This window comes from Streptomyces sp. NBC_01520 (assembly GCF_045040375.1).
Classification (GTDB): domain Bacteria; phylum Actinomycetota; class Actinomycetes; order Streptomycetales; family Streptomycetaceae; genus Streptomyces.
The window spans coordinates 6,904,391-6,930,510 of record NZ_CP109404.1; the positions used below are offsets into that span (position 1 = coordinate 6,904,391).

At 71.1% G+C, this 26,120-nt stretch carries 20 protein-coding genes and 2 pseudogenes; 16 read left to right on the forward strand and 6 right to left on the reverse strand.

The annotated features are described in order from the left end of the window. The first annotated feature begins 42 nt into the window (after positions 1–42). Positions 43–771 (forward strand): class I SAM-dependent methyltransferase, encoded by a 729-nt coding sequence (locus tag OG524_RS31085; protein ID WP_405387342.1) that lies wholly within the window; start codon positions 43–45, stop codon positions 769–771. Between the two features lie 19 nt (positions 772–790). Here the strand turns inward: OG524_RS31085 and OG524_RS31090 are convergent, their stop codons facing one another. Genes OG524_RS31090 through OG524_RS31100 form a run of 3 tightly spaced genes read right to left on the reverse strand, consistent with a single transcriptional unit; the run spans position 791 to position 4,547 of the window. Then, entirely contained in the window at positions 791–1,846 is a 1,056-nt protein-coding gene (locus tag OG524_RS31090; RefSeq protein ID WP_405812088.1) for an acyltransferase, read from the reverse strand. Further along, positions 1,846–4,098, reverse strand: coding sequence for a bifunctional polysaccharide deacetylase/glycosyltransferase family 2 protein (locus OG524_RS31095; RefSeq protein ID WP_405812089.1), 2,253 nt, complete (start codon positions 4,096–4,098; stop codon positions 1,846–1,848). Before OG524_RS31095 ends, OG524_RS31090 begins: the two co-directional genes overlap by 1 nt. Continuing rightward, a complete protein-coding gene (locus OG524_RS31100; RefSeq protein ID WP_405812090.1) occupies positions 4,098–4,547 on the reverse strand; it encodes a hypothetical protein in 450 nt (149 codons plus the stop codon). Before OG524_RS31100 ends, OG524_RS31095 begins: the two co-directional genes overlap by 1 nt. Positions 4,548–4,841: 294 nt before the next feature. Here OG524_RS31100 and OG524_RS31105 point away from each other — a divergent pair, with 294 nt between their 5' ends. After that, positions 4,842–5,846 carry a chitinase gene (locus OG524_RS31105; RefSeq protein ID WP_405387335.1) on the forward strand — a complete coding sequence of 335 codons (1,005 nt, stop codon included), beginning with the start codon at positions 4,842–4,844 and terminating at the stop codon, positions 5,844–5,846. A 57-nt stretch (positions 5,847–5,903) separates the two neighbouring features. Here the strand turns inward: OG524_RS31105 and OG524_RS31110 are convergent, their stop codons facing one another. Next, on the reverse strand, positions 5,904–6,794 hold the full coding sequence (locus OG524_RS31110) for a LysR family transcriptional regulator (RefSeq protein ID WP_405387333.1): 891 nt from the start codon (positions 6,792–6,794) through the stop codon (positions 5,904–5,906). Positions 6,795–6,921: 127 nt separating this feature from the next. Here OG524_RS31110 and OG524_RS31115 point away from each other — a divergent pair, with 127 nt between their 5' ends. Next, positions 6,922–7,923, forward strand: a complete 1,002-nt coding sequence (locus OG524_RS31115) for an aldo/keto reductase (protein WP_405387331.1) — start codon at positions 6,922–6,924, stop codon at positions 7,921–7,923. A 234-nt stretch (positions 7,924–8,157) separates the two neighbouring features. Here the strand turns inward: OG524_RS31115 and OG524_RS31120 are convergent, their stop codons facing one another. Beyond that, the gene (locus OG524_RS31120) at positions 8,158–9,240 is read right to left on the reverse strand and encodes a magnesium and cobalt transport protein CorA (RefSeq protein ID WP_405387329.1); all 1,083 of its coding nucleotides are present in this window, start codon (positions 9,238–9,240) and stop codon (positions 8,158–8,160) included. Positions 9,241–9,514: 274 nt separating this feature from the next. Between OG524_RS31120 and OG524_RS31125 the strand changes: the two genes are divergently transcribed. The 12 genes from OG524_RS31125 (at position 9,515) to OG524_RS31180 (ending at position 25,173) form a co-directional block, all read left to right on the forward strand. Further along, complete coding sequence (locus tag OG524_RS31125) at positions 9,515–10,348, forward strand: M55 family metallopeptidase (protein WP_405387327.1); 834 nt, start codon at positions 9,515–9,517, stop codon at positions 10,346–10,348. Continuing rightward, positions 10,341–11,681: a M20/M25/M40 family metallo-hydrolase gene (locus OG524_RS31130; RefSeq protein WP_405387325.1), complete on the forward strand. Its 1,341-nt coding sequence runs from the start codon at positions 10,341–10,343 to the stop codon at positions 11,679–11,681. The genes OG524_RS31125 and OG524_RS31130 overlap by 8 nt, the downstream gene beginning before the upstream one ends. Before the next feature lie 21 nt (positions 11,682–11,702). Next, complete coding sequence (locus OG524_RS31135; RefSeq protein WP_405812091.1) at positions 11,703–13,712, forward strand: S9 family peptidase; 2,010 nt, start codon at positions 11,703–11,705, stop codon at positions 13,710–13,712. Continuing rightward, entirely contained in the window at positions 13,709–14,662 is a 954-nt protein-coding gene (locus OG524_RS31140) for an LD-carboxypeptidase (RefSeq protein WP_405812092.1), read from the forward strand. The genes OG524_RS31135 and OG524_RS31140 overlap by 4 nt, the downstream gene beginning before the upstream one ends. A gap of 224 nt (positions 14,663–14,886) precedes the next feature. Next, the gene (locus OG524_RS31145) at positions 14,887–16,590 is read left to right on the forward strand and encodes a CocE/NonD family hydrolase (protein WP_405812522.1); all 1,704 of its coding nucleotides are present in this window, start codon (positions 14,887–14,889) and stop codon (positions 16,588–16,590) included. A gap of 114 nt (positions 16,591–16,704) precedes the next feature. Beyond that, positions 16,705–16,938 carry a DUF1049 domain-containing protein gene (locus OG524_RS31150; RefSeq protein WP_405387315.1) on the forward strand — a complete coding sequence of 78 codons (234 nt, stop codon included), beginning with the start codon at positions 16,705–16,707 and terminating at the stop codon, positions 16,936–16,938. An 814-nt stretch (positions 16,939–17,752) separates the two neighbouring features. After that, positions 17,753–17,935, forward strand: a complete 183-nt coding sequence (locus OG524_RS31155) for a hypothetical protein (protein WP_405387313.1) — start codon at positions 17,753–17,755, stop codon at positions 17,933–17,935. Continuing rightward, the gene (gene kdpF / locus OG524_RS31160) at positions 17,932–18,021 is read left to right on the forward strand and encodes a K(+)-transporting ATPase subunit F (protein ID WP_405387311.1); all 90 of its coding nucleotides are present in this window, start codon (positions 17,932–17,934) and stop codon (positions 18,019–18,021) included. Before OG524_RS31155 ends, kdpF begins: the two co-directional genes overlap by 4 nt. Before the next feature lie 8 nt (positions 18,022–18,029). Next, entirely contained in the window at positions 18,030–19,694 is a 1,665-nt protein-coding gene (kdpA, locus tag OG524_RS31165; protein ID WP_405812093.1) for a potassium-transporting ATPase subunit KdpA, read from the forward strand. After that, the gene (gene kdpB, locus OG524_RS31170) at positions 19,691–21,790 is read left to right on the forward strand and encodes a potassium-transporting ATPase subunit KdpB (protein ID WP_405812094.1); all 2,100 of its coding nucleotides are present in this window, start codon (positions 19,691–19,693) and stop codon (positions 21,788–21,790) included. The genes kdpA and kdpB overlap by 4 nt, the downstream gene beginning before the upstream one ends. A 6-nt stretch (positions 21,791–21,796) precedes the next feature. After that, entirely contained in the window at positions 21,797–22,474 is a 678-nt protein-coding gene (locus OG524_RS31175) for a potassium-transporting ATPase subunit C (RefSeq protein WP_405812095.1), read from the forward strand. 164 nt (positions 22,475–22,638) lie between these two features. Further along, complete coding sequence (locus OG524_RS31180) at positions 22,639–25,173, forward strand: DUF4118 domain-containing protein (protein WP_405387303.1); 2,535 nt, start codon at positions 22,639–22,641, stop codon at positions 25,171–25,173. 119 nt (positions 25,174–25,292) lie between these two features. Here the strand turns inward: OG524_RS31180 and OG524_RS31185 are convergent. Then, a pseudogene (locus tag OG524_RS31185) lies at positions 25,293–25,877 on the reverse strand (transcriptional regulator); the annotation flags it as partial. Here OG524_RS31185 and OG524_RS31190 point away from each other — a divergent pair. Continuing rightward, a pseudogene (locus OG524_RS31190) lies at positions 25,877–26,116 on the forward strand (IMP dehydrogenase); the annotation flags it as partial. The pseudogenes OG524_RS31185 and OG524_RS31190 overlap by 1 nt on opposite strands. Between the last annotated feature and the right edge of the window lie 4 nt (positions 26,117–26,120).

Below are 26,120 nucleotides of genomic sequence, written 5' to 3' on the forward strand. Positions count from 1 at the left end.
ACGCGCAGGGACTGAACAGCCGTACGACGACGGGGAGTACGCATGAACGTGTCATCGGGATACCGCGAGGCGTGGGAAGACTTCTGGGCGGCCACCTCGGACGCGCCGGGCGAGGCCATCTGGGACGCCGACCCGTCCCTGGCCGCCCAGCCGCACAGCGAGCTCCTCCTCCCGTACGCCGATGCCTCGTTGCCCGTCGTCGACGTCGGCTGCGGCAACGGGACCCAGACCCGCTTCCTCGCCACCCGCTTCGCGCGGGCGATCGGCGTGGACCTCTCGCACGCGGCGGTCGCGCTCGCGCGCCGGGCGGACACCGAAGGGGTCGCCGAGTTCGCCCGGCTCGACCTCGTCGACGGGGAGGCGGTACGGGCGCTGCACGAGCGGACCGGCGACACCAACGTGTACATGCGGGCGGTGATCCACCAGAGCGAGCCCGAGGCCAGGCCCGCCGTCGCCGCCGCCGTCGCGGAGCTGGTGGGGGAGAAGGGGCGGGCCTTCGTCGCCGAACTGACCCCGGCGGCCAAGGACGTGATCCGGCGGGCCGCGGAGAGCCCGGAGGGGCCGCCCCCGAAGCTGCGCCGGGTCCTCGACCACCGGCTGAAGCCCGCGAGCGCCACGGAGGAGGAGGTGCCCGAACTCCTGCGCGCCGCAGGCCTGACCGTGCTGGTCTGCGGGGACACCGCGCTGGCCCAGACCGAATACCTGCCGGACGGCACCCGTATAGCCCTGCCGGCCCGGTGGTTCGTCCTGGCCGGCACGGGCCGGGCCTGAAGGGGCCACCGCCCTCTTCTCACGGCAGCAGGCGCGGCCCCCGTTTCGCCGCGACGTCCTCGACCCACCCCAGACACAGCACCGCGACCGCGATCAGCACCCAGGCGACACCGAACTGAACCCACAGGCTCTCCAGCGGAAGATGCCGCTCCAGCGCCGGAACCCCCCACATCAGATCGATCAGCGGTACGGCGGCCATCAGCGCCACCTCGTGCCAGAGATAGACGGTCACGGCGCGCGCGTTGAACACGGTGACGATCCGGTCGGCCACCGGACGGCGCGCGAGCCCGTCGGACCGGGGCCGGAAGCGCAGCAGGAGCAGCACGAAGCCCGCCGACCACAGCGCCTGGGCGAGCGGGATGTCGTCCAGGTCGACCAGGCCGTCCACCGGATGCCGTAGCGCCCACCAGGCACCGGCAGCCATCAGCGGCAGTGCGGCGGCGGCCGCCCCCGCCCCGCGGAGCCGGTCGAGCACACCCTCGCGGTGGGCGAAGCCCAGCAGCCAGCAGAACAGGAACACGGACAGGTCGCTGACAGCGCTGCCCAGGCGCCCGTCCGGCACGGCCACCACCGTCTCCAGGACCGCGACGGGCACGAGCGACAGCGCGAGCACCGCGAGGGGAGCGGTACGGAAGACGCGCAGCAGCACCGGCGACAGCAGCACGAACCACAGATAGGTCCGCAGGTACCAGAGCACCGCCCAGGCCTGCTCGCCCCACTCGTCGCCCGGCGGATCACCGAGCGGCAGTACCCAGTACAGGACGTCCGGCCCCGGCACCCAGCCGTGCAGCAGCATCGCCACCCCGAGGACGAGACCGAAGACCCACACCGGGATCAGCAGCCTCCGCAGCCGGCTGCGGATCACTCCCAGGGCCGGCCGGGCCAGCGAACGGGCCATGAGCGAACCGGCCAGCGCGAACATCACCCCCATCGAGGGGAAGAGGAACCCCAGCCAGGGCCATTCGAAGGTGTGGTAGGTCACCACCCGTACGAGCGCGAAGGCCCGCAGCACGTCGAAGGAGCGGTCGCGGCCCGTGGCCGGCGCGGGCGCCGTCCTGCGGTGCGCACCCGTCATCACCCCGCCCCCGCACCTGGGGCGGGCGTACCCACCTCGCCGGTCCGTTTCAGCTTCTGCCAGCGCAGCCGGCCGCCCGTCGCGGCGGTCACGCACGAGTGGATCAGCACGAGGTACATCAGCTGCCGGTACGCGAGCTGCTGGAGCGGCAGCATCAGCAGATACCGGTACTTCTCCCGGTCGAGGCGGAACGCGTAGGCGGCACAGAACAGTTGGACGCCCAGCACCGCGAGCCAGGCGAGCAGCGAGGCCCGGAAGTCCACGAAGACCATGGCGTAGAGCGTGAACACGTCGATGAGCGGGGCGAACACCGGCGTGACGATCTGGAAGAGGACGACCAGCGGCATACCGACCCGGCCGAAGCGTCCGGACGGCCCCCGGTCGGTCACGGACCCGCGGTGCTTCCAGAGCGCCTGCATCGTGCCGTAGCTCCAGCGGTAGCGCTGCCGCCACAACTGGCCCAGCGACGCGGGTGCCTCGGTCCAGGCACGGGCGTGTTCGGCGTACACGACGCGCCGGCCCGCACGGTGCAGGGCGATCGTGATGTCGGTGTCCTCGGCGAGTGTGTCCTCGCTCATCCCGCCGACCTCCAGCACGGCCTCACGGCGGAACGCCCCGATGGCGCCGGGGATGGTGGGCATGCAGCGCAGCAGGTCGTACATCCTGCGGTCCAGGTTGAAGCCCATCACGTACTCGATGTGCTGCCAGGCGCCGATCATCGTGGAGCGGTTGCCGACCTTCGCGTTGCCCGCGACGGCACCGATCCCGGGGTCGGCGAACGGCTGGACGAGCTGGTGCACCGTGCCGGGCTCGAAGACGGTGTCCCCGTCCATCATCACGACGATGTCGTGACGTGCGTGCCGCACACCGTTGTTGAGGGCCGCGGACTTGCCCGCGTTCTCCTGCCGGACGACCCGGACGTTGGGCAGGCCGAGCGACTCGGCGATCTCGGCCGTGCCGTCGGTCGAACCGTCGTCGACGACCAGGATCTCGATCGGATGGGTGCTCGCCGTCAGGGAGTTGAGGGTGCTCGCGATGCACTCCTTCTCGTTGTACGCCGGAACGATCACGGTCACCGGCCCGGTCACCTCCGGCCCCCACGAGAACCGGCGCCGGTTGCGCTGCCGGTAGTGGCGCCGGGCGAGGAGGAGCATCATGCCGAAGCGGCCCAGGACCGCGACCCCGACGACCGCCAGCACGGCGGCCAGCCCCGGCACGGTCCACTCCGCCACGGCGACGGCGGCGAGCAGCGCACGGCCCTCCCACAGGCTGGCGGTGTCGGCATTCCGGTGGGCGGCCTGGTCCGCGTTGCCCTGCGGGGTGCCGGCCCGCGCGGGTCCGGGCTGTGCCCCACCGGCCGTCGGGGCGCCGTCCTCACCGGCGGCGGTGTCCTGCTGCTGCGCGCCGCTGACCGTGGTGAAGGTGTAGCCCTTCGCCTTCATCTTCTTGATGTACTTCGGCAGTGCGGCCAGCGTCTCGGAACGGTCGCCGCCCGCGTCGTGGAAGAGCACCGAGGCACCCTCGCCGTCCTCCGGAGTCGCCCACTTGACGATCTCGGAGACGCCCGGCTGCTGCCAGTCCTCGCTGTCGGTGTCGATGAACACACTGGTGTAGCCCATCGCGCCGAGACGCTGGTAGACGGGCCAGCTGTAGTCGTCGATCGCCTCGTTCTTCGAGGAGTACGGGGCGCGGAACAGCGTCGTCGTGATCCCGGCGGCGCCCGCCAGGGCGAGCTGCGTCTGGGCGATCTCCCGCTTCACGCGGGCCTCGCTCTGATAGGAGAGGTCGACGTGGGTGAAGGTGTGGACGCCCACCTCGTTGCCCCCGTCGACCATCCTGCGGACGACGTCCGGATAGCGGGAGATCATCGAGCCGACGAGGAAGAAGGTGCCCGGCACGTCGTTCTCGTCCAGGATGTCCATCACCTTCTCGCTCCACTCCGGATCGGGGCCGTCGTCGAAGGTCAGCACGATGGTCTTGTCCGGCACGGACTGCGTACGGGCGGTGCCGTCGGTGAAGCTCAGGATGGGACCGCCCTCCAGCACATCGCTGGGGACCGTGTCCGCGGAGGCTTCGGAGCGCACCCGCTGGTCGTTCCCGACCTCGGCGCGCAGATAGCCGTCCAGCAGCATCGTGCAGACCAGCCCCAGCAACAGCAGCAGCGCCATGATCACGCGGGGCCGGGGGACGGCCTGGCGCCCCACCCGGCCGATCCTGCCCGGTGTGGCGTGCCGGCGGCGTGCAGCGGCCATCAGTTCGCCTCGCCCGATGCCGATGCCGATGCCGTCACTGTCGCCGTGGCCCGGCCGGACGGTTTCGCCCCGCCGGACACCGGAGGCGTCGGCGCGTCGCTCGGGGGTGCGGTGCCGCCCGGCGGCATGCCGTAGCCGGGCCGCGTCCCGCCCGGGCCGGCCTCCGCGCCGGGACCGCCGTTAAAGGGGAGCAGCTGGGACGGGGTCAGGGAGATGCCGCCCATGAAGGCGAGCCCCAGCACGGCGGCGTACCCGACGCAGACGGCGCCCAGCAGCATTCCGGCGCGGCGCAGCAGCTTGGCCCGGCGGCCGGAGCTGTCCACGAAGACGGGCCCTTCCCGGGGCTGTTCCGCCGCGCGGCGGCGGCCGGCCGAGCGGGCCGGGCCTGCGTGTGCCCGGCGCCGGCCGCGCGGCGCCAGGTCTTTCTCGATGACGGGGTCGGATTGCATGTGCGCATGGTGGCGAAGCTTGTTGTGCGAAGTCTGGAGCATTCCTGGCCGCACGCTGTGAAAGCGGCCCGAACCTGTCGGGCCGCTGAGAGCGCACCGGGTGCCGCGCACCTGCTCCAGGTCGCCCGCACCCGCCCCGACAAGGGGAGTTGGCCGTTCTCGGTGACCCCCGCCGGTCCTTTCCCACGAGTTTCCTGTGGCTTCGCGCAGGCTCGTGGTGTGAGAGGTTCATGGTGCCCCGGCAGCACCGGCCGCTGGTCCGGGCGACTCTCCGGAAGCAGGTGTACATACGTCATGCAAAGGCGCACACGCATGTCCTCAGCCGTCACGGGGCTGATCGCGCTCGGTCTGGCCTGCTCGGCCTGCTCGACGGGCGGCGTCGCCGATCAGGCGAAGGGGTCCGCGCCGCCTCCGCCGGTGGCCGCGCAGACCGCGTACACCCCGTACGTGAGCGCGACCACCGCCTCCGACACCGACGACGCGGGTTCCCCCGACACGTACAACCTGGCCTTCGTCACCTCCGACACGTCGGGGTGCACCCCTCTCTGGGGCGGCACCACGGCGGTGACCGGTGACGCGGTCGTCGCCCGTGTCGCCGCGCTCACCGCCGACGGCGCCGACGTCCGGGTCTCCTTCGGCGGGGCCGCGGGTACCGAGGCGGCACTGGCCTGCGACAGCGCGGAGGAACTGGCCGACGCCTACGCCGAGGTGCTCGACGCGGTCGGCGCCACGAAGGCCGACTTCGACATCGAGGGCGACGCGCTCACCGACCCCGCGTCCGTGACCCGGCGCGACGAGGCGCTGGCCCTGCTCCAGAAGGAGCGCGACCTCGACGTCACCTACACGCTGCCCGTGATGCCCGAAGGGCTCGAGGACACGGGGCTCGCCATCGTCCAGGACGCGGTGGACCGGGGCGTCGACGTCTCGGCGGTCAACATCATGGCCATGAACTACAGCACGTCCCACGACGGCGACATGGGCGACTACGCGGAACAGGCCGCCGAAGCGGCCCACGACCAGCTCGTCGACGTGCTCGGCCTGTCACGGGGCGCGGCCTGGAAGGCACTGCACCTCACCGTGATGATCGGGGTCAACGACGTGGCGGGGGAGACCTTCACACTCGCCGACGCCGCGTCCCTGCGCCGCTTCGCCACCGAGAAGGGGGTCGGCGCGCTCTCCACGTGGTCGGCCTTCCGCGACCGGCCGTGCACCGACGGCGAGGACGTCACCGAGGCCGACGACACCTGCAGCGGGGTCGAGCAGGAAGCGGGCGCGTTCGCCGAAGCCCTGAGCGGCTGAGGAGCTGAGCTGCAGACGGCCGGGCGACCCGGCGGCTGAGCGACCGGGCGGGCTGCCTCAGCGCAGGGGGTCCTCCCGGACCAGCGTCATCAGCGCCCGCGCCCCCGGGCTCATGGCCCGGGACGGCGGGAGCAGCACCACGCTCTCGTAGACCGGCCGGTGCGGGCCGTCGAGCTCCACCACCACGAGCCCCCGCGCCTCCTGCTTACGGGAGAAGTGGTGCGGCACCACCGCGATGCCGAGGCCCTCGTGGACCAGCTCCAGCAGGCTGTGCACGTCGTTGACCTCCAGCGCCACCGTGCGGCGCACCCCCGCCGCGGCGAACGCCTCGTCCGCCGCGCGGCGCGGCCCCCAGTCCGGGTGGAAGTCGATGAACGGCTCACCGTGCAGCCCGGTCCACGCCACCCGGGACACCGCCCCGAGACGATGACCGGGGGCGCACAGGACGACCATGGGCTCGCGCGCCAGCGGCAGGAGCTCACCCCGCCATTCCAGCGGGCTGACGGTGGCGGCGAACGCCAGGTCCAGACGCCCGCCGGCCACCCCCTCCAGCAGGCTGGAGGTGCCCTCCTGCCGGAGCCGGATCTCCATGTGCGGATGCTCCCGGTGGAAGGCGGCGAGCAACCGGGCCGGACTGACACCTGCCACACACTGTTCGACCCCCAGCGTCAGCGTGCCGCGCAGCAGCCCCCGTACGGCGTCGACGGCGTCCCTCGCGGCCCTGGCCCCCGCGAGCGTGCGCTCCGCCTCCACGAGCAGTGCCTGCCCCGCCTCGGTGAGCCGCACCGTGCGGGTCGTGCGGCTGAACAGCGGGGTCTTCAGCTCCTGCTCCAGCGCCCGGACCGACGAGGAGAGCCCGGACTGGGACACGGCGAGGCGTTCCGCCGCGCGGGTGAAGTGCTGCTCCTCGGCGACGGCGACGAAGTGCTCCAGCTGACGCAGTTCCATGATTGAGCAATCTAATCGATGAATCCCAGCGGAATCTCCTGTTGGACCGCTGGATCGATCTCCGCCAGTCTGGACCCGCGCACCAGACCTGGCGCGCTCGCCCGGACCTCTCCCGCGGAGTGCTCGCATGTACCTTCCGTCCGCCGACCGCTACACCGCCATGCCCTACCGGCGCACCGGACGCAGCGGCCTGCTGCTCCCCGCGCTGTCGCTCGGGCTGTGGCACAACTTCGGAGGCGACCGGACCCCGGAGAGCCAGGGCGCGATCCTGCGCCGTGCGTTCGACCTGGGCATCACCCACTTCGACCTCGCCAACAACTACGGGCCCCCGCCCGGCTCCGCCGAGGTATCGATGGGCCGCGCCCTGAAGACCGACTTCGCCCGCCTCCGGGACGAGATCGTCATCTCGACCAAGGCCGGCTACCACATGTGGGACGGCCCGTACGGCGAGTGGGGGTCCGCCAAGTACCTGCGCTCCTCGCTGGACCAGAGCCTGACCCGGCTCGGCATCGACTACGTCGACATCTTCTACTCGCACCGCTTCGACCCCGACACCCCGCTCGAGGAGACCATGCGGGCGCTCGACACCGCGGTCCGCCAGGGCAAGGCGCTGTACGCCGGCATCTCCAACTACTCCGCCGAACAGACCCGCGAGGCCGCCCGGATCCTGAACGAGCTGGGCACCCCGCTCCTCATCCACCAGCCCCGCTACTCGATGCTGGACCGCTGGGTGGAGGACGGGCTGCTGGACACCCTGGACGAGCTCGGCACCGGCTCCGTCGCCTACTCGCCGCTGGAGCAGGGCATCCTCTCCGACCGCTATCTGCGTGGCATCCCGGAGGGCTCGCGCGCCGCGGGCGCCAGCCCGTTCCTGTCGGCCGACTCCGTCACCCCCGAGCTGGTGGGCCGACTCGGCGCGCTGAACGAGCTGGCGCGGGAGCGCGGGCAGTCCCTGGCCCAGCTGGCGCTGGCCTGGGTTCTGCGCGGCGGCCGGGTCACCTCCGCCGTCGTCGGCGCGAGCAGTGTCGCCCAGCTGGAGAACAGCGTGGACGCGGTCCGCAACCTGGAGTTCGGCGAGGAGGAGCTCACCCGCATCGACGAACTCCTCAAGGGAACGGCCCGCCCCTGACGGCTTCCGGGCGTCAGGCCTCGTCAGAGGGCTTCCGGTTCCGGAGCGTGCGGTGCCATGCGCCGTCCTGCGGACCGGCCGTGGTCACCTCCGGCAGCGGGCCGGGGCCGGTTCCGGGCCTTCGGCGACGAACGCCTGGACTCCGGATCCCATCCGCAGCTGATCGACCGTTCACGGCGGTCCGGACAAGGCGCGTCGCCGCGGGCCGGCCGGCGACCGCCGCCGTCCCGTGGGTCAGAGCCAGCCGTTGCGCCGGAACCCGCGGTGGATGACGAAGCACGCCATGGCCATCACACCGAGGACCGTGGGATACCCGTACGTCCACCGCAGTTCCGGCATGTGGTCGAAGTTCATGCCGTACACCCCGCACACCATGGTGGGTACGGCGACGATCGCCGCCCATGCCGTGATCTTGCGCATGTCCTCGTTCTGGGCGACGGTCACCTGCGCGAGGTGGGCCTGCAGCACGGAGTCGAGCAGTGCGTCGAACGACGCGATCTGCTCGGCCGTGCGGGCCAGATGCCCGGCCACGTCACGGAAGTACGGCTGGAAGCGGGGACCCACCGGCTCCATGACCTGGCTCGCCAGCGCCTGCAGCGGCCGGTCCAGCGGGGACACCGCCCGCTTGAACTCCAGGAGTTCACGCTTCAGCTGGTAGATGCGGCCCGCGTCGCCCCGGCCCGCGTGCTCGCTGAACACCGCGGTCTCCACGGCGTCGATGTCGTGCTGCATGGCGTCGGCCACGACGAGGTAGTCGTCGACCACCCGGTCGGCTATCGCGTGCAGCACGGCCGCCGGCCCCTGGGCCAGCCGCTCGGGCGTGGCCTCCAGGCCCTCGCGCAGCGGTCCGAGCGAGCCGTGGCTGCCGTGCCGGACGGTGATCACGAAGTCGGCACCGGTGAAGACCATGATCTCCCCGGTGTCGACCACCTCGCTGGTCGCGGTGAGCTCCTCGTGCTCGACGTAGCGGCACGTCTTGAAGACGGCGAACAGCGTCCCGTCGTACCGCTCCACCTTGGGCTGCTGACGGGCGTGCACGGAGTCCTCGACGGCCAGCGGATGCAGCGCGAACAGCTCGGCCACACCGGCGAGTTCGGCCGCGGACGGCTCGTGCAGACCGAGCCAGACGAAACCCCGCCCGGAGGACCGGACCCGGCGCAGGGCCTCGTCCGCCGGGCAGTCGGACGGGTGGCGCAGCCCGTCCTCGTACAGCACGCAGTTGACCACCGCGCTGCCGAGCGGCGAGCGGGCCGGATGGCTCAGGTCCACCGTGCCGCGGTAGGCGCGGCGGACCGCCCGGCGGAGATTGCGGATCATCGGCACTGCGGACTCCTTCGCACGATCGGCGGCCAGTGTGCCACCACCGCCCACCGGTGAGTTCCCGCCCCCCCACGTCACCGGACTGGACCAGTGACAGATCACGGCGGCTCTGGTCCCGTGCCGTCCCGGCGCGTACCGTGATGCGGCACGAAGATCTTCTTCCCGGAGACGGGCGGGGGATATCCGTCAGCCGTACGGGTACCGATGTCGCACGACAGGCGCGGTGGCCGTACGCACCGTAACCGACCGACGAGCGACAGGACCGCGCACCGTGAAGATCCTCGTCAGTGCCGACATGGAGGGCGCGACCGGTGTGACGTGGCCGGCCGACGTGCTGCCCGGCACCCCGCAGTGGGAGAGGTGCCGCTCGCTGTTCACCTCCGACGTGAACGCCGCGGCCCTCGGCTTCTACGACGGGGGAGCCGACGAGGTCCTCGTCAACGAGGCCCACTGGTCGATGCGCAACCTCCTCCTGGAGCGGCTCGACGACCGCGTCCAGATGCTCACCGGCAGGCACAAGTCCCTTTCCATGGTCGAGGGGATCCAGCACGGGGACGTCGACGCCATCGCGTTCGTCGGCTACCACACCGGCGCGGGTACGGAGGGCGTCCTCGCCCACACCTACCTCGCCAACTCCATCACCGGGGTCTGGCTGAACGGTGTCCGCGCGAGCGAGGGGCTGCTGAACGCCCATGTCGCCGCGGAGTACGGTGTCCCCGTCATCCTCGTCACCGGCGACGACCTGACCTGCAAGGACGCAGATCTCTACGCCCCCGCCGCACGCAAGGTCGCAGTGAAGGACCATGTGTCGCGGTACGCCGCCGTGTGCCGCACCCCGGCCCGTACCGCCGCCGACATCAGGGCGGCGGCCAAGGACGCGACCGCACTCGCGGTGCGCCACACACCCGTGACGGACGGGACATACACGGTGGAGCTGGAGTTCGACGCCGAGCATCTGGCCGCTGCCGCGACCGTGGTACCCGGCGTGGCGCCCAGTGGCGAGCGGCGCGTCGCCTATACCAGCGGGACGATGTACGAAGGTATTCGCACGTTCAAGGCGGTGACGACGATCGTGTCGTCCGCCGTGGAGGAACAGTATGGCTGAGACGACCACCCCGCCCGGTGCCGACGACCTGGCGCTCGACGAATCGGTGACCTTCACCTCCGAGCTGATCCGGATCGACACCACCAACAGCGGCGACGGCAGCTGCCGGGAACGCCCGGCCGCCGAGTACGTCGCCGAACGGCTGGCCGCCGCCGGGCTGGAGCCCGCGCTGCTGGAGCGCACGCCCGGACGGACGAACGTGGTGGCCCGGATCGAGGGCACCGACCCGTCGGCCGACGCCCTGCTCGTCCACGGCCACCTCGACGTGGTGCCCGCCGAAGCGGCCGACTGGAGCGTGCACCCCTTCTCCGGCGAGGTCCGCGACGGCGTCGTGTGGGGACGTGGCGCCGTCGACATGAAGAACATGGACGCGATGGTCCTCGCCGTCGTCCGGGCCTGGGCGCGCGCAGGGGTCCGCCCCCGCCGTGACATCGTCATCGCCTACACGGCCGACGAGGAGGCCAGCGCCGACGACGGCTCGGGCTTCCTCGCCGACCGGCACCCGGAGCTCTTCGAGGGCTGCACGGAGGGCATCAGCGAGTCCGGGGCCTTCACCTTCCACGCCGGTCCCGGAATGTCCCTCTACCCCATCGCGGCAGGTGAACGGGGCACCGGCTGGCTGAAGCTCACCGCCGAGGGCAAGGCGGGACACGGCTCCAAGGTCAACCGGGCCAACGCCGTCAGCACGCTCGCCGCCGCCGTCGCCCGGATCGGGGAGCACGAGTGGCCGGTGCGGCTGACCCCGACCGTACGGGCCGCCCTCACCGAGATCGCCGCGCTCCACCACATCCGGGTCGACCTCGACACGCCCGGATTCGACGTGGACGAGCTGCTCGGCAAGCTCGGCCCGGCCGCCGCGCTGGTCGAGGCGACCGTACGCAACAGCAGCAACCCGACCATGCTGGACGCCGGATACAAGGTCAACGTCATCCCCGGCCGGGCCACCGCCCACATCGACGGCCGTATGCTGCCGGGCGCCGAGGACGAGTTCATCGAGACCATGGACCGGCTGACCGGGCCCGGCGTCGCGTGGGAGTTCGACCACCGCGAGGTCCCCCTCGAAGCACCGGTCGACTCACCGACGTACGCGAAGATGCGCGCCGCCGTCGAGCTGTTCGACCCGGGCTCGCACGCCGTCCCCTACTGCATGTCGGGCGGCACGGACGCCAAGCAGTTCTCGCGGCTCGGCATCACCGGCTACGGCTTCTCACCGCTGAAGCTGCCCGTCGGCTTCGACTACCAGGCGCTCTTCCACGGCGTCGACGAGCGTGTCCCCGTCGACGCCCTGCACTTCGGCGTCCGGGTCCTGGACCACTTCCTGCGCACCGCCTGACCGACTACGGGGGAACCGCCCATGGTGTCCACAGCGGCGTACGGCACATGGCCGTCACCGATCGACGCGGCGACGGCCGCCTCGCACGACGGCCGGCCGGAGTTCGTCGGAAGCGTCGGCGACGAGGTGTGGTGGACGGAACCACGCCCGGCCGAAGGGGGCCGCCGCGCCCTGGTGCGCTGCCGGGCCGACGGCACCACCGTGTCGGTGCTCCCCGAGCCGTGGAACCCCCGCAGCCGCGTCATCGAGTACGGCGGGGCGCCCTGGGCCGGCCAGGCCCGCGGGGCGGGCGGACCCTTGGTCGTCTTCGTCCACTTCCCCGACCAGCGGCTCTACGCGTACGAACCGGACAGGTCCGGCGAACCCTGGCCGCTCACCCCCGTGTCGGACATCGGCGGCGGGCTGCGCTGGGTGGACCCGGAGCTGCACCTCGAACGCGGCGCGAGCGGCGAGGTCTGGTGCGTCCTGGAGGAGTTCACCGGCGATTCGCCCACCGACGTCCGCCGGGTGATCGCCGCCGTGCCGCTCGACGGCTCGGCCGCCGCAGACCGCACCGCCGTCCGCGAACTCAGCGACGACCGGCACCGGTTCGTCACCGGCCCCAGGGTCTCCTACGACGGCCGCCGAGCCGCCTGGATCGCCTGGGACCACCCGCGGATGCCGTGGGACGGCACCGTCGTCATGATCGCCGACATCACCGCGGAGGGCGCCTTCACCGGCGTACGGCCCCTCGTCGGCGACACCGACGAATCGGTCGTCCAGGTCGAGTGGGACCGGGACGGCTCGCTGGTCTTCGTGTCGGACATCGGCGACTGGTGGGAGCTCCAGCGGATCCGGCCGGACGCCGTCGCGGGCTCCGTCGTGCCCAGCAGCCGGCTCTGCTCCGGCCGGGGCGAGGAGTTCGGCGGGCCGCTGTGGAAGATCGGCCTGCGCTGGTTCCGGCTGCTGGACAACGGGCTGATCGCCGTCATCCACGGCCGGGGCACCAACCGGCTCGGCGTGCTCGACCCGGAGACCGGCGAACTCGTCGACGCCGTCGGCGCCTGGACCGCGTGGGCCGAGACCCTCGCCGTGCAGGACACCAGGATCATCGGCATCGCCGCGAGCCCGCACACGTCGTACGAGGTGGTGGAGCTCGACACCGCGACCGGACACACCCGGACCATCGGCTCGCCCCACCAGGACGCCGTCGACCCCGCGTACTACCCGGAGCCGCGGATCCGCACCTTCACCGGACCCGGTGGCCGCGAGATCCACGCCCACGTCTACCCGCCGCACCACCCCGACCGCACCGGCCCCGACGGTGAACTGCCGCCCTACGCGATCTGGGCGCACGGCGGACCCACCGGCCGCGACCCGGTCGTACTCGACCTGGAGATCGCCTACTTCACCTCCCGCGGCATCGGCGTCGTCGAGGTCGACTACGGCGGCTCCACCGGCTACGGCAGGCTCTACCGCGAACGGCTCCGCGGACAGTGGGGGGTCGTCGACGTGGAGGACTGCGCCGCCGTCGCCCTCGGGCTGGCGGAGGAAGGCTCCGCCGACCGCGACCGGCTGGCCGTCCGGGGCGGCAGCGCGGGCGGCTGGACCGCCGCCGCCTCCCTCACCGGCACGGACGTGTACGCCTGCGGAGCCATCAGCTACCCCATCCTCGACCTGGAGGGATGGGCCACCGGGGAGACGCACGACTTCGAGTCGCAGTACCTGGAATCGCTCGTGGGCCCGTTCGCGGAGGTGCCCGAACGCTACCGGGAGCGCTCCCCCATCAACCGCACCGACCGGCTCACGGCGCCGTTCGTGCTGTTCCAGGGCCTCGACGACCCGATCTGCCCACCGGCCCAGTGCGAGCGGTTCCTCGACGCGATCGAGGGCAGCGGCGTACCGCACGCCTACCTCGCCTTCGAGGGGGAGAGCCACGGATTCCGCCGCGCGGAGACCGTGATCCGCGCTCTGGAGGCCGAACTTTCCCTCTACGCACAGACGTTCGGCATCGACCGCACCGACGTACCGCGCCTGGAGCTGAAGAAGTGACCCGGGGAACCCTGCAGCCCCTCGCCCGGGCGGCCCGGCTGCGCCCCGGCGCCCGGGTCGCGGTCGTCGCACCCAGCGGCCCCGTACCCGCCGACCGCCTCGAAAGGGGTCTCGACCTGCTGCGCGGCTGGGACCTGGAGCCCGTGGTCGCCCCCCACGTCCTCGACACGCACCCTGAGCTGGACCATCTCGCCGGTACCGACGAGCACCGCGCCCGGGATCTCCAGGAAGCCTGGTGCGACCCGTCCGTGGACGCCGTGCTCTGCGCCCGGGGAGGGTACGGCGCGCACCGCATGGTCGACCTCCTGGACTGGACCGGGCTGCGGGCCGCCGGACCCAAGGTGTTCGTCGGCTACAGCGACATCACCGTGCTGCACGAGGCGTTCGCGCTGCGGGCCGGATTCTCGACGCTGCACGGGCCGATGGTCGCCACCGAGGTCTTCCTCAAGGACGCGGCCACCCGGGAAGCGCTGCGCTCCACCCTGTTCGAGCCCGACTCGGTGCGCACCCTCGGCTTGGACGCGGCGGCGCCACTGGTGCCCGGCACGGCCCGGGGGATCACCTACGGCGGATGCGTGAGCCTGCTCGCCGCCGACGCGGGGACCCCGCACGCCCGGGCCTCCGCCCGGGGCGGGCTGCTGGTGATCGAGGACATCACCGAGGACCCCTACCGGCTCGACGGCATCCTCACCCGGCTGCTGCGCATCGGCGCCCTCGACGGCATCGCGGGGGTGGCGTGCGGCTCGTGGCAGGACTGCGGACCGTACGAGCGGGTACGCGCCGTGCTCGCCGACCGGCTCGGCGGCCTCGGGATACCGGTCGTCGAGGAGCTGGGCTTCGGCCACGGCCCCACGGCGCTCACCGTCCCGCTCGGTGTGCCCGCGGTGCTGGACGCCCCGGCGGACGGCGGCCGTTGCACGCTCACCGTGGACGTGCCGGCGCTTCGCTGAATCCGTCCCGAAAGCCCGGACGGCGCCCGGGAAGTGAACAACCGCCGGAGAAACTCCGCCCCTGTGCGTTGACAGCGGTATGACGTGTGTCACAGCATGGGCCCGGCTCGGTACTTACCAGTCGGTAAGGTGTCCTCGGTGTGGAGGTCCATGTGTCGCGTGCTGTCCCCAGGTTCCGCAGTCCACTCACCTTCCTCGCCGGGGCGGCACTCATCGCCCCGCTCATGCTGCTCGGCGCGGGGCCCGCGTCGGCCGCCGCCGAATTCACCGTCACCCCACTGGAGTTCACGGTGCGGGCGGGCGACCGTACGTGCACCGTGGACGCCGACCTCTACCGGCCCGCCGGCGTCGACGCGCGGCACCCCGCCCCCGCGGTCCTCGCCACCAACGGCTTCGGCGGCAGCAAGTCCGACGGCACCACCGATGCCATCGGCAAGGCCTTCGCCGCCCGGGGCTACGTAGGCCTCGTCTACTCCGGCCTGGGTTTCGGCGGGTCCGGCTGCCTCATCACGCTCGACGACCCCGCGATCGACGGCAGGGCGGCCTCCGCACTCGTCGACTTCCTGGCCGGGACTCGCGCCGCCGACGACGGCACGAAAGCGGACTTCGTCACGGGCGACGGCCCGGGCGACCCGCGCGTCGGCATGATCGGCGGCTCCTACGGCGGCGCCGTCCAGCTGGCCACCGCATCCGTGGACAAGCGGGTCGACGCCCTCGTCCCGCTTGTCACCTGGAACGACCTGGCGTACGCGCTGTCGCCCAACACGACCGGAGCGGCCCGGGGCGTCTCCTCCGACACGCCCGGTGTCTTCAAGTGGCAGTGGACCAACGGGTTCTACCTGATGGGCGAGGGGCAGCCGCTCATCGTCCCCGCCCTCGACCCGTCCCGGTTCGGCAGCCTCACCTGCCTGCACTTCGCGCCGAAGGCCTGCGACACCATCCGCCTCCTGAACTCCGGCAGCTATCCCGCCGACCGGACGGCCGCGATGCTGGCGTACGCCCGCGGCGTCTCCCCCGTGGCCTACCTGTCCGGGGTCACCGCACCCACCCTGCTCGTCCAGGGGCAGGCCGACAGCCTGTTCAACCTCAACGAGGCCACCGCCACCTACCGCACGCTCCGGGCGCAGGGCACCACCACGAAGATGATCTGGCAGGCCTGGGGCCACAGCGGCGGCCAGGCGCCCGGCGAACTCGACCTCGGCACGGGCAACCTGGAGACCAGCTACGTCGGGCAGCGGATCCTCGCCTGGTTCGACCGCTACCTCCAGCACGAGGAGGACGCCGACACCGGGCCCGAGTTCGCGTACTACCGCGACTGGACGAGCGGCTACGGCACCGCGGCGGCCGTGCCCGGCCCCTCCCGGACGATGTACCTCTCCGGCGACGGCACCCTGGTGGACAGCCGCGCGCAAGTCACCCCCGGCAGCCGCCGGTACACCAACTGGCTCCTGCCGACCAGCCACTCCGAGAGCTCCCTGGCCGGCCTCATCGGCCTCACGGACCCGGAACCGTACGACACCAAGGGCACCCACCTCGGCTGGACCAGCGCACCGCTGACCGCGCCGATGGACGTCGTCGGCGCACCCGAGGCGACCCTGAAGGTGAAGTCGCCCGCCGCGGGGCGGGTCCAGGACAGCGGCGACGCCGCGGACAAGCTGGTCCTGTTCGCGAAGGTGTACGACGTGGCCCCCGACGGGACGCAGCACCTGGTGAACCGCCTGGTCGCCCCGGTACGCGTCCCCGACGTCACCCGTCCCTTCACCGTGGAGCTGCCGGGCATCGTGCACCGGTACGAGGTGGGGCACCGGCTGCGGTTCGTGGTCGCGGCGAGCGACACGGCGTACTTCGGCAACCGGGGCGTCAAGCCCGTCACGGTCGTCAGCGCCCCGCAGGACACCGGCGTTCTGGAGCTCCCCGTCGTCGGCTGACCATCACCCGAACGGCCGCACTCCACTGCCCCCGGGCCCCGGACGGAGAGATCCTGGGGTCCGGGGACGGTCGTTCCTGGTCCAGGAACCAGGACCCAGCGGAAAGGGCCGCACATGAGCCCCAAGCACGTATCCAGCGGTTCCACGAGCCCCTTCAGCCCCGCCCGGATCGCCGTCACCCTCCTGGCGGTCCTCTCGATCGTCTTCATCTGCGTCAACACCGCCGAGGTCACCATCCGCGTGATCATCCCGAAGGTCACCATGCCGCTCTGGGCGGCGCTGCTGGGGGTGTTCGTGGCCGGTCTGCTCTGCGGCGGCTACGTGATGCACCGCCGCCGGGCCAGGTAGTCACCGGGCCGGGTAGCCGCCGGGGGAAGCCGTACGGGCCCGGGATCCAGCCGCCGAGGTCCTTGAGCGCCCGTTGCGACGTGGTCCGGGCGCCGCTTCGGCAACTCCGCAGCGTCGGCTCCCGTTCGGCCTCGGGTACGTCCTTCAGATCCGCCCAGGTGCCCGCCGTGTGCGCCGCGATCCCGTCGAGCGTCCCCATGACCCGGGCGAACACCGTCGGCCCGGCCGTCAGCGAGGCACGGTGGCGTCCTCCGGCACGGCGGCGAGACGTCCGGCACCCTCGGCCGTGAGTGCTCCGTGGAGAGCCGCCCCATCAGCACCTTGACCTGCTCGTCCCAGGTCTCTGTCACCTTCTTCAGGCCCGCGGCGGTGTCCCAGCCGCCGAACTCCTTGACGGCCGTGGCGGAGGACTCGTCCGCCCAGTCGGCGGCCTTCTTCTGGCACCGGACCGGACGCCATGTCCGTCTGCCCGCCGAGACCGGGCAGAGGACCCTCGTCCGCGCTGTTCAGCCGCATGGGTGAACAGCGCTGCTCCGCGGCCCGCGTGCGCAGCCGGTCCCACTCCTCGTCGAAACCCATGGGAGCCCCCGCAATACCGACGTCGTCGCCCTGCTGCACCGTGTGACCTGGGCCGAGGCTCGTGTGCACCACAACGACGCAAGTTGGTACACGGGTCTCGCGTTCGAGGATCCGGGTGCCACGGGCGGGGCGGGCGGCCGGGGCGAACCGGGCGGGACCGTGCCTCGTGGTGCTCCTTCACCGGTGGTGGCCGTCCTTCGCGTTAGATTGCCGTAAAGGGTCTGCCACTATCCGTATGGGCGGCGTCAAGAAGTCCTATTTCCGGCTCCCGGCGAGGTTTGCTCGTATCGGCCGAACGGCTGATTCCATTCCTTACTTCATCCAGGAGCTCACGATGGCCGACCTGGCCTTCGTCGTCACCACGGTCGCGGTGTTCGCGCTGGTGGCTCTTATTTCCCGAGGGGTGACCAAGCTGTGACCGTCGAGAACACTGTCGGCCTCGTCGTGGCCGTCGCACTGCTCGGGTATCTCGTTCTCGCCCTCCTTTACCCGGAGAGGTTCTGAACGCCGACATGAGTTCCCAGACTGCGGGCGTGCTCCAGCTGCTCGCCCTGATCGCAGCCCTTGCCCTGGCCTATCGCCCGCTGGGTGACTACATGGCCGGGGTCTACTCCTCCGAGAAGCACTACAGGCCGGAGAAGTGGATATACAAGGCCGTCGGCGCCAATCCGTCCGCCGAGATGCGCTGGCCCGCCTACCTGCGGGCGGTGCTCGCCTTCTCGGCCGTGAGCGTCCTCTTCCTCTACGCCCTGCAGCGGTTGCAGGGCAGCCTGCCCGGGTCCCTGGGCTTCACCTCGATCGATCCGGACCAGGCCTTCAACACCGCGGCCTCGTTCGTGGCGAACACGAACTGGCAGTCGTACTACGGCGAACAGGCCATGGGCCACGTCGTGCAGACCGGCGGCCTCGCGGTGCAGAACTTCGTCTCCGCCGCCGTCGGCATGGCTGTCGCCGTGGCGCTCGTACGGGGCTTCGCCCGTTCCCGTACCGGTGAGCTGGGGAATTTCTGGACCGACCTGGTGCGCGGAACCGTCCGTATTCTGCTCCCGATCTCGGTGATCGGTGCCATCGTCCTGGTCGCCTGCGGTGCCATCCAGAATTTCTCCGGCATTCACGAGGTCGGCCAGTTCATGGGTGGTACGCAGGAATGGAACGGCGGTGCTGTCGCCTCCCAGGAAGCCATCAAGGAACTGGGAACCAACGGCGGTGGATACTTCAACGCGAACTCCTCCCACCCCTTCGAGAACCCGAATCCGCTCTCTAACCTCTTCGAGATCTTCCTGATTCTCCTCATCCCGTTCGCGATGACCCGCACCTTCGGAAAGATGGTCGGCTCGGTCAAGCAGGGATACGCGATCCTGGCGGCGATGGCCACCATCTGGATCGGGTTCACCGCGCTGATGATGTGGACCGAATTCGCCCACCACGGGCCCGCGTTCGACATCGCGGGCGGGGCGATGGAAGGCAAGGAGACCCGGTTCGGGATCGGCGGCTCGTCGATCTTCGCCGTGGCCACCACCCTGACCTCCACCGGCGCCGTCAACTCCTTCCACTCCTCGTACACGGGATTCGGCGGGGGCATCACGATGCTCGGCATGCAACTGGGCGAGATCGCGCCCGGCGGTGTCGGCTCCGGCCTCTACGGCATGCTGATCATGGCGGTCATCGCGGTGTTCATCGCCGGACTGATGGTCGGCCGCACACCCGAGTACCTGGGCAAGAAGATCGGCACGCGCGAGATCAAGTTCGCCGCCTGCTACATCCTGATCACCCCGGCACTGGTGCTCGGCTTCACCGCCGTGGCGATGGCACTGCCCACCCCCGCCGACTCGATGACCAACTCAGGTGCGCACGGATTCTCCGAGATCCTGTACGCCTACACCTCCGGCGCCAACAACAACGGCTCCGCCTTCGCCGGACTGAACGCCGACACCCAGTGGTTCAACACCACCATCGGCATCGCCATGCTCCTCGGACGTTTCCTGCCGATGGTGTTCGTCCTGGCGCTCGCCGGCTCTCTCGCCGCCCAGACGCCCGTACCCGAGACCTCCGGAACCCTGCGTACCGACAAGCCCCTCTATGCGGGACTGCTCGTCGGCACCGTCCTCGTCGTCGCCGGTCTGACCTACTTCCCCGCCCTGGCACTGGGGCCGCTCGCCGAAGGGCTCGCCTCATGAGCACCGTCACCCCCACCCGGGCTCCGCACGGAGACAGCCCCTCGGGCCACCGGCCGGCTCCGGGCCGCGTCGGCAGCGGCCTGTTCGACCCCCGGCAGCTGCTGAAATCCTTCCCGGACGCCGTGCGCAAACTCGACCCGCGCGTGATGATCAAGTCGCCCGTCATGTTCGTGGTCCTGGTCGGCTCGGTCGTCACGACCGTCCTCGCCTGCGCCGACCCGGGGGACTGGTTCGGCTGGGCGATCGCCGCCTGGCTCTGGCTCACCACGATCTTCGCCAATCTCGCGGAAGCCGTGGCCGAAGGACGCGGCAAGGCCCAGGCCGAAACCCTGCGCAAGGCCAAGACCGACAGCGTCGCCCGCCGGGTCATCGGCACGAACGAGGAGCGGGTGCCGGGCACCGATCTGCGCATCGGTGACCTCGTGGTCTGCGAGGCCGGTGACATCGTCCCCGGCGACGGTGATGTCGTCGAGGGCGTCGCGTCCGTCGACGAGTCCGCGATCACCGGCGAGTCGGCGCCCGTCATCCGGGAGTCGGGCGGCGACCGCAGCGCCGTCACCGGCGGCACGAAGGTGCTCTCCGACCGCATCGTCATCAAGATCACCACCACGCCCGGCGAAACGTTCATCGACCGGATGATCAGCCTGGTCGAGGGTGCCGCCCGGCAGAAGACCCCCAACGAGATCGCGCTCAACATCCTGCTGGCGTCCCTCACCGTCGTCTTCCTGCTGGCCGTGGTCACCCTGCAGCCGTTCGCCGTCTACGCGGGCGCCGAGCAGTCCATGATCGTGCTCGCCGCTCTGCTCGTGTGCCTCATCCCGACGACGATCGGGGCCCTGCTGTCCGCCATCGGGATCGCGGGCATGGACCGCCTCGTACAGCGCAACGTGCTGGCCATGTCGGGGCGCGCCGTGGAGGCCGCCGGGGACGTGTCGACCCTGCTGCTCGACAAGACCGGCACCATCACCCTGGGCAACCGGCAGGCGTCCGAGTTCGTCCCCGTGAAGGGCACGACCGCGGCCGAACTCGCCGACGCGGCACAACTCTCCTCGCTCGCCGACGAGACCCCGGAGGGCCGCTCGATCGTCGTCCTCGCCAAGGAACGGTACGGACTGCGCGAACGGCACCAGGGCGAACTGGCCCAGGCCACATGGGTCGCGTTCACGGCCCAGACCCGGATGTCGGGAGTGGACCTGGACAAGCGGAAGGTCCGCAAGGGCGCGACCGGATCCGTCCTCGCATGGGTGAAGGAGCGGGGCGGGCGCGTCTCCGAGGACGCGCGGGAACTCACCGACCGGATCTCCCAGGCCGGCGGCACCCCCCTGCTGGTGGCGGTGGAGGACGGCGGAGGCGCACGGGTCCTCGGGGTCGTCCACCTCAAGGACGTCGTGAAGGAGGGCATGCGGGAGCGGTTCGACGAACTGCGCCGCATGGGCATCCGTACGGTCATGATCACGGGCGACAACCCGCTGACCGCCAAGGCCATCGCCGAAGAGGCGGGAGTCGACGACTTCCTGGCCGAGGCGACGCCCGAGGACAAGATGGCCCTCATCAAGCGGGAGCAGGCCGGCGGCAAACTCGTCGCGATGACCGGCGACGGCACCAACGACGCCCCCGCGCTCGCCCAGGCGGATGTCGGCGTCGCGATGAACACCGGCACCTCGGCCGCCAAGGAGGCCGGGAACATGGTGGACCTGGACTCCGACCCGACGAAACTCATCGAGATCGTCGGCATCGGCAAGCAACTGCTCATCACCCGGGGCGCCCTGACGACGTTCTCGATCGCCAACGACGTCGCGAAGTACTTCGCGATCATCCCCGCGATGTTCGCCGTGGTCCACCCGGGCCTGGACAAGCTCAACGTCATGGGCCTGTCCTCGCCCGAGTCCGCGATCCTGTCGGCCGTCATCTTCAACGCACTGATCATCGTGGCGCTCGTACCGCTCGCCCTGAGGGGCGTCCGCTACCGGCCGCAGAGCGCGGACAGGATGCTGCGGCGCAACCTCGGGATCTACGGACTCGGCGGCCTGGTCGCCCCGTTCATCGGCATCAAGATCATCGACCTGCTCATCTCCCTCATCCCCGGAATCGGCTGATCCGTCATGAACAACTCCGTCAGCAGCGCCCTGCGCGTGTTCGGAGCCGGGCTGCGCGCCCTGCTCGTCCTCACGCTGGTGTGCGGCGTCATCTACCCGCTCGCCGTCACCGGTGTCGCCCAGGCCCTGTTCAGCGGCAAGGCGAACGGTTCCGAGATCAAGGACGAGGGCGGCCAGGTGGTCGGCTCCTCCCTCATCGGCCAGACGTACGACCTGCCCAAGCGGAACCCCGACGACGCCGAGGAGGCCGCGCGACCGGATCCGAAGTGGTTCCAGCCGCGCCCTTCGAACGGCCTCGGCAGCAACAGCGTCAACACGCGGTACTCCCTGATCCTCTCCGGCGCGACCAACCGTGCCGGAGACAACGAGGAGCTGATCGACTGGGTCACCGAGGCGAAGAAGGCCGTGGTCGCGGACAACTCCACCGCCTCCTACAAGGTGAAGCCCGCGGACGTCCCCGCCGACGCCGTCACCTCGTCCGGGTCCGGCCTGGACCCCGACATCTCGCCCGCGTACGCCGAACTCCAGGTCCACCGGGTCGCCGAGAGGAACGGACTCGGGGTCGAGGAGGTCGAGAAGCTCGTCGCCGATCACACCACGGGCCGGCTCCTCGGCTTCATGGGCGAGCCCCGGGTGAACGTCCTCGAACTGAACACCGCGCTCAGGAACCTGCTCCAGGGCTGACACCGCCGAGCCGGAGTACCGGAGCCGGTGGGACCCTGCCCCACCGGCTCCCCACCCGTCCACCACCGACGAACGACGCAGCTTCCCGTGCCCCGGTGATCGCGGGGCACGGGCTGCTTCGAACCTGAGTCACATCCACCACGGAAGAACGAGAAGACGCCATCATGGGACGCGGAAAGCTGCGGATCTACCTCGGCGCGGCACCGGGAGTCGGCAAGACGTACGCGATGCTCTCCGAGGCGCACCGGAGGATCGAGCGGGGCACCGACGCGGTCGTCGGGATCGTGGAGCACCACGACCGGCCCCGTACCGAGGTGATGATGCACGGTCTGGAAACCGTCCCCCGGTGCGAACGGGATTACAGGGGAACGACGTTCACCGAGATGGACCTGGACGCGCTGCTCGCCCGGCGACCGGAGGTCGCCCTCGTGGACGAGCTGGCCCACACCAACGTACCCGGCTCCCGCAACGCCAAGCGGTGGCAGGACGTCGAGGAACTGCTCGCGGCGGGCATCGACGTCACGTCGACCGTCAACATCCAGCACCTGGAGTCCCTGGGCGACGTCGTCGAGTCGATCACCGGCGTCCGGCAGCGCGAGACCGTACCCGACGAAGTGGTCCGCCGGGCCGATCAGATCGAGCTCGTCGACATGTCGCCCCAGGCACTGCGCCGCCGGATGGCCCACGGGAACATCTACAAACCGGACAAGCTCGATGCCGCCCTGGCCAACTACTTCCGGCCCGGAAATCTCACCGCGCTGCGCGAACTGGCACTGCTCTGGGTCGCCGACCGCGTCGACGAATACCTCCAGCAGTACCGGGGCGAACACAACATCCGCACCACCTGGCAGGCCCGCGAACGCATCGTCGTCGGACTGACCGGGGGGCCCGAAGGGCGCACCCTCATCCGCCGTGCCGTACGGCTCGCGGAAAAGGGGGCCGGTGGCGAGGTCCTCGCCGTCTACATCTCCGCCAGCGACGGCCTCAAGAGCGCGTCCCCCAAGGAACTGGCCGTCCAGCGCACCCTCGTCGAAGACCTCGGAGGCACCTTCCACCACGTCATCGGCGACGACATCCCCTCGGCCCTCCTCGAATTCGCCCGCGGCGTCAACGCCACCCAGATCGTCCTGGGATCCAGCCGCCGCAAGGCCTGGCAGTACATCTACGGGCCTGGCGTCGGCGCCACCGTGGCCCGGGAGTCCGGTCCCGACCTCGATGTCCACATCGTCACCCACGACGCCGCGGCCAAGGGCCGCGGACTGCCGATCGCCCGCGGTGCGCGCCTGGGCCGGACCCGCATCCTCTGGGGCTGGCTGGCCGGCATCGCCGGCCCCGTCCTGCTCACCCTGCTGCTCGACAACGTCGTCCCCGACCTCGGGCTCGCCAACGACATGCTGCTGTTCCTCACCGCCACGGTGGCGGCGGCGCTGCTCGGCGGCCTGTCGCCCGCTCTCGCGTCCGCGGCCGTCGGGTCCCTCCTGCTGAACTACTTCTTCACACCGCCGCTGCACCGGCTGACGGTCTCCGACCCCAGGAACATCGTCGCGATCGTCATTTTTGTCGGCGTTGCCGTTTCCGTCGCCTCGGTCGTCGACCTCGCTGCCCGTCGCACCCACCAGGCGGCGCGGCTGCGCGCCGAGTCGGAGATCCTCTCCTTCCTCGCCGGCAGCATCCTGCGGGGCGAGGACTCCCTCGACGCCCTGCTGGAGCGGCTCCGGGAGACGTTCGCCGTGGAATCCGTCGCGCTGCTGGAACGTGCGGACGAAGCCGACGCCTGGTCCTGCGCGGCAGCGGTCGGCGGGCATCCCGTCAGCCGACCCGAGGACGCCGACGTCGACATACCGGTCGACGAGAACCTCGCCCTGGTGCTGACCGGCCGCGCACTGCCCGCCGAGGACCGTCGCGTCCTCGGCGCCTTCGCCGCGCAGGCGGCCGTGGTGCTCGACCGGCAGCGGCTGGTCGGTGAGGCGGAGGCGGCCCGCAAGCTCGCCGAGAGCGACCGCTTCCGTACCGCTCTGCTGGCCGCGGTCAGCCACGACCTGCGCACGCCCCTGGCCGCCATCAAGGCGTCGGTCACCTCGCTGCGTGCGAACGACGTCGACTGGTCCGAGACCGACCGTACGGCCTTCCTCGAAGGCATCGAGCAGGGGGCCGACCGGCTCTCCGCACTGATCGGCAACCTCCTGGACATGTCCCGCCTCACCACAGGCACCGTGGTGCCGCTGATCCGCGAGACGGACCTGGACGAAGTCGTCCCCATGGCGCTCGGCGGGGTTCCCGAGGGCAGAGTGGAGCTCGACATCCCGGAAACCCTGCCGATGGTCGCGGTCGACCGCGGTCTGCTGGAACGGGTCGTGGCCAACATCGTCGAGAACGCCGTGAAGTACAGCCCGGTGGGCCAACCCGTCCTCGTCTCCGCGAGCAGCCTCCGCGACCGGGTGGAACTCCGCGTCGTCGACCGGGGCCCCGGCGTCACGGACGGGGCGAAGGAACAGATGTTTGAGCCGTTCCAGCGGCTCGGGGACGCCCCGCGCGGTGACGGGGTCGGCCTCGGCCTGGCGGTCGCGCGCGGCTTCACCGAGGTCATCGGCGCGACGCTCACCGCCGAGGACACCCCCGGCGGCGGCCTCACCATGGTGCTCAGCCTGGCCAGCGCCTCCGCCGCCCCACCGACTGCGTCCGGCTCTCCGCGCGGCTAGGGGCGGCCACCGCCCACACCCTCACGCATGCTCGTCCGCCATCTCAGCATCGACGGAGCGAACGCGTGCGGGCTCGGAATTCCGGGCGCCGGCTGAACAGCTGATGTCGGGTCAGGCTGTCAGGACTGGATGGGCCGTGACGGGGCCGCTTTCGTGCCCGGGGGCCTGGTGGGCTGCGGGGCGGTCATGTCGAGCAGGAGCATGGCGTCGTGATCGGGGGTGCCTGGCTCAGCGGTGTAGGCGCCGAGGCGCTGGCCGGGCGTGCCTTCGAGGTTCATGCTCTGTCCGCTGAGGGTCAGGACGCCGACCTGCGGGTGGTGGAAGGTCTTCTGGATCTTCTTGCGTCCGATGACCTCGTAACGCTCCCAGAGCCTGGCGAAGTCGGGGCTCTTGAGCAGCAGCTCTCCGACCATGCTGGTGAGGTCCGGGGCGTCCGGGTGGGTACCGGCCTCGGCGCGCAGCCGGGCTACGCAGGTGCGGACCTGGGTGTCCCAGTCCGGGAACAGCTCGTGTGCGGTGGGGTGGAGGAAGAGGTAGCGGGCGAGGTTGCGCTGCTTGGCCGGCCAGTCGGCGAGACCTGCGTGGAGGGCGAGGCCGGCCGGATTCCAGGCGAGGAGGTCCATGCTGCGGCTGACGATGTAGGCGGGGTTGGGCCGCATCGTCTCCAGGAGCAGCTTCAGGTGCGGGCGGACCGTCCGGCTGGGCGGGAGTGCCGCAGTACGAGGAAGGCCCCGTCGGCCCCGAGATGATCATGCGGAACATCACCCTCACCGGCGGTGTCTCCCCGGCCCGCGCCTACATCGAGGAACTGATGCCCGACGTCCTCGACGGCACCATCCGGCCGGGCCGCGTCTTCGACCGGTCCATCTCCCTGGACGAGGTCCCCGACGCCTACCGGGCCATGGCCGACCGCCGCGTCCTCAAGGCCCTCATCACCTTCTGACCCG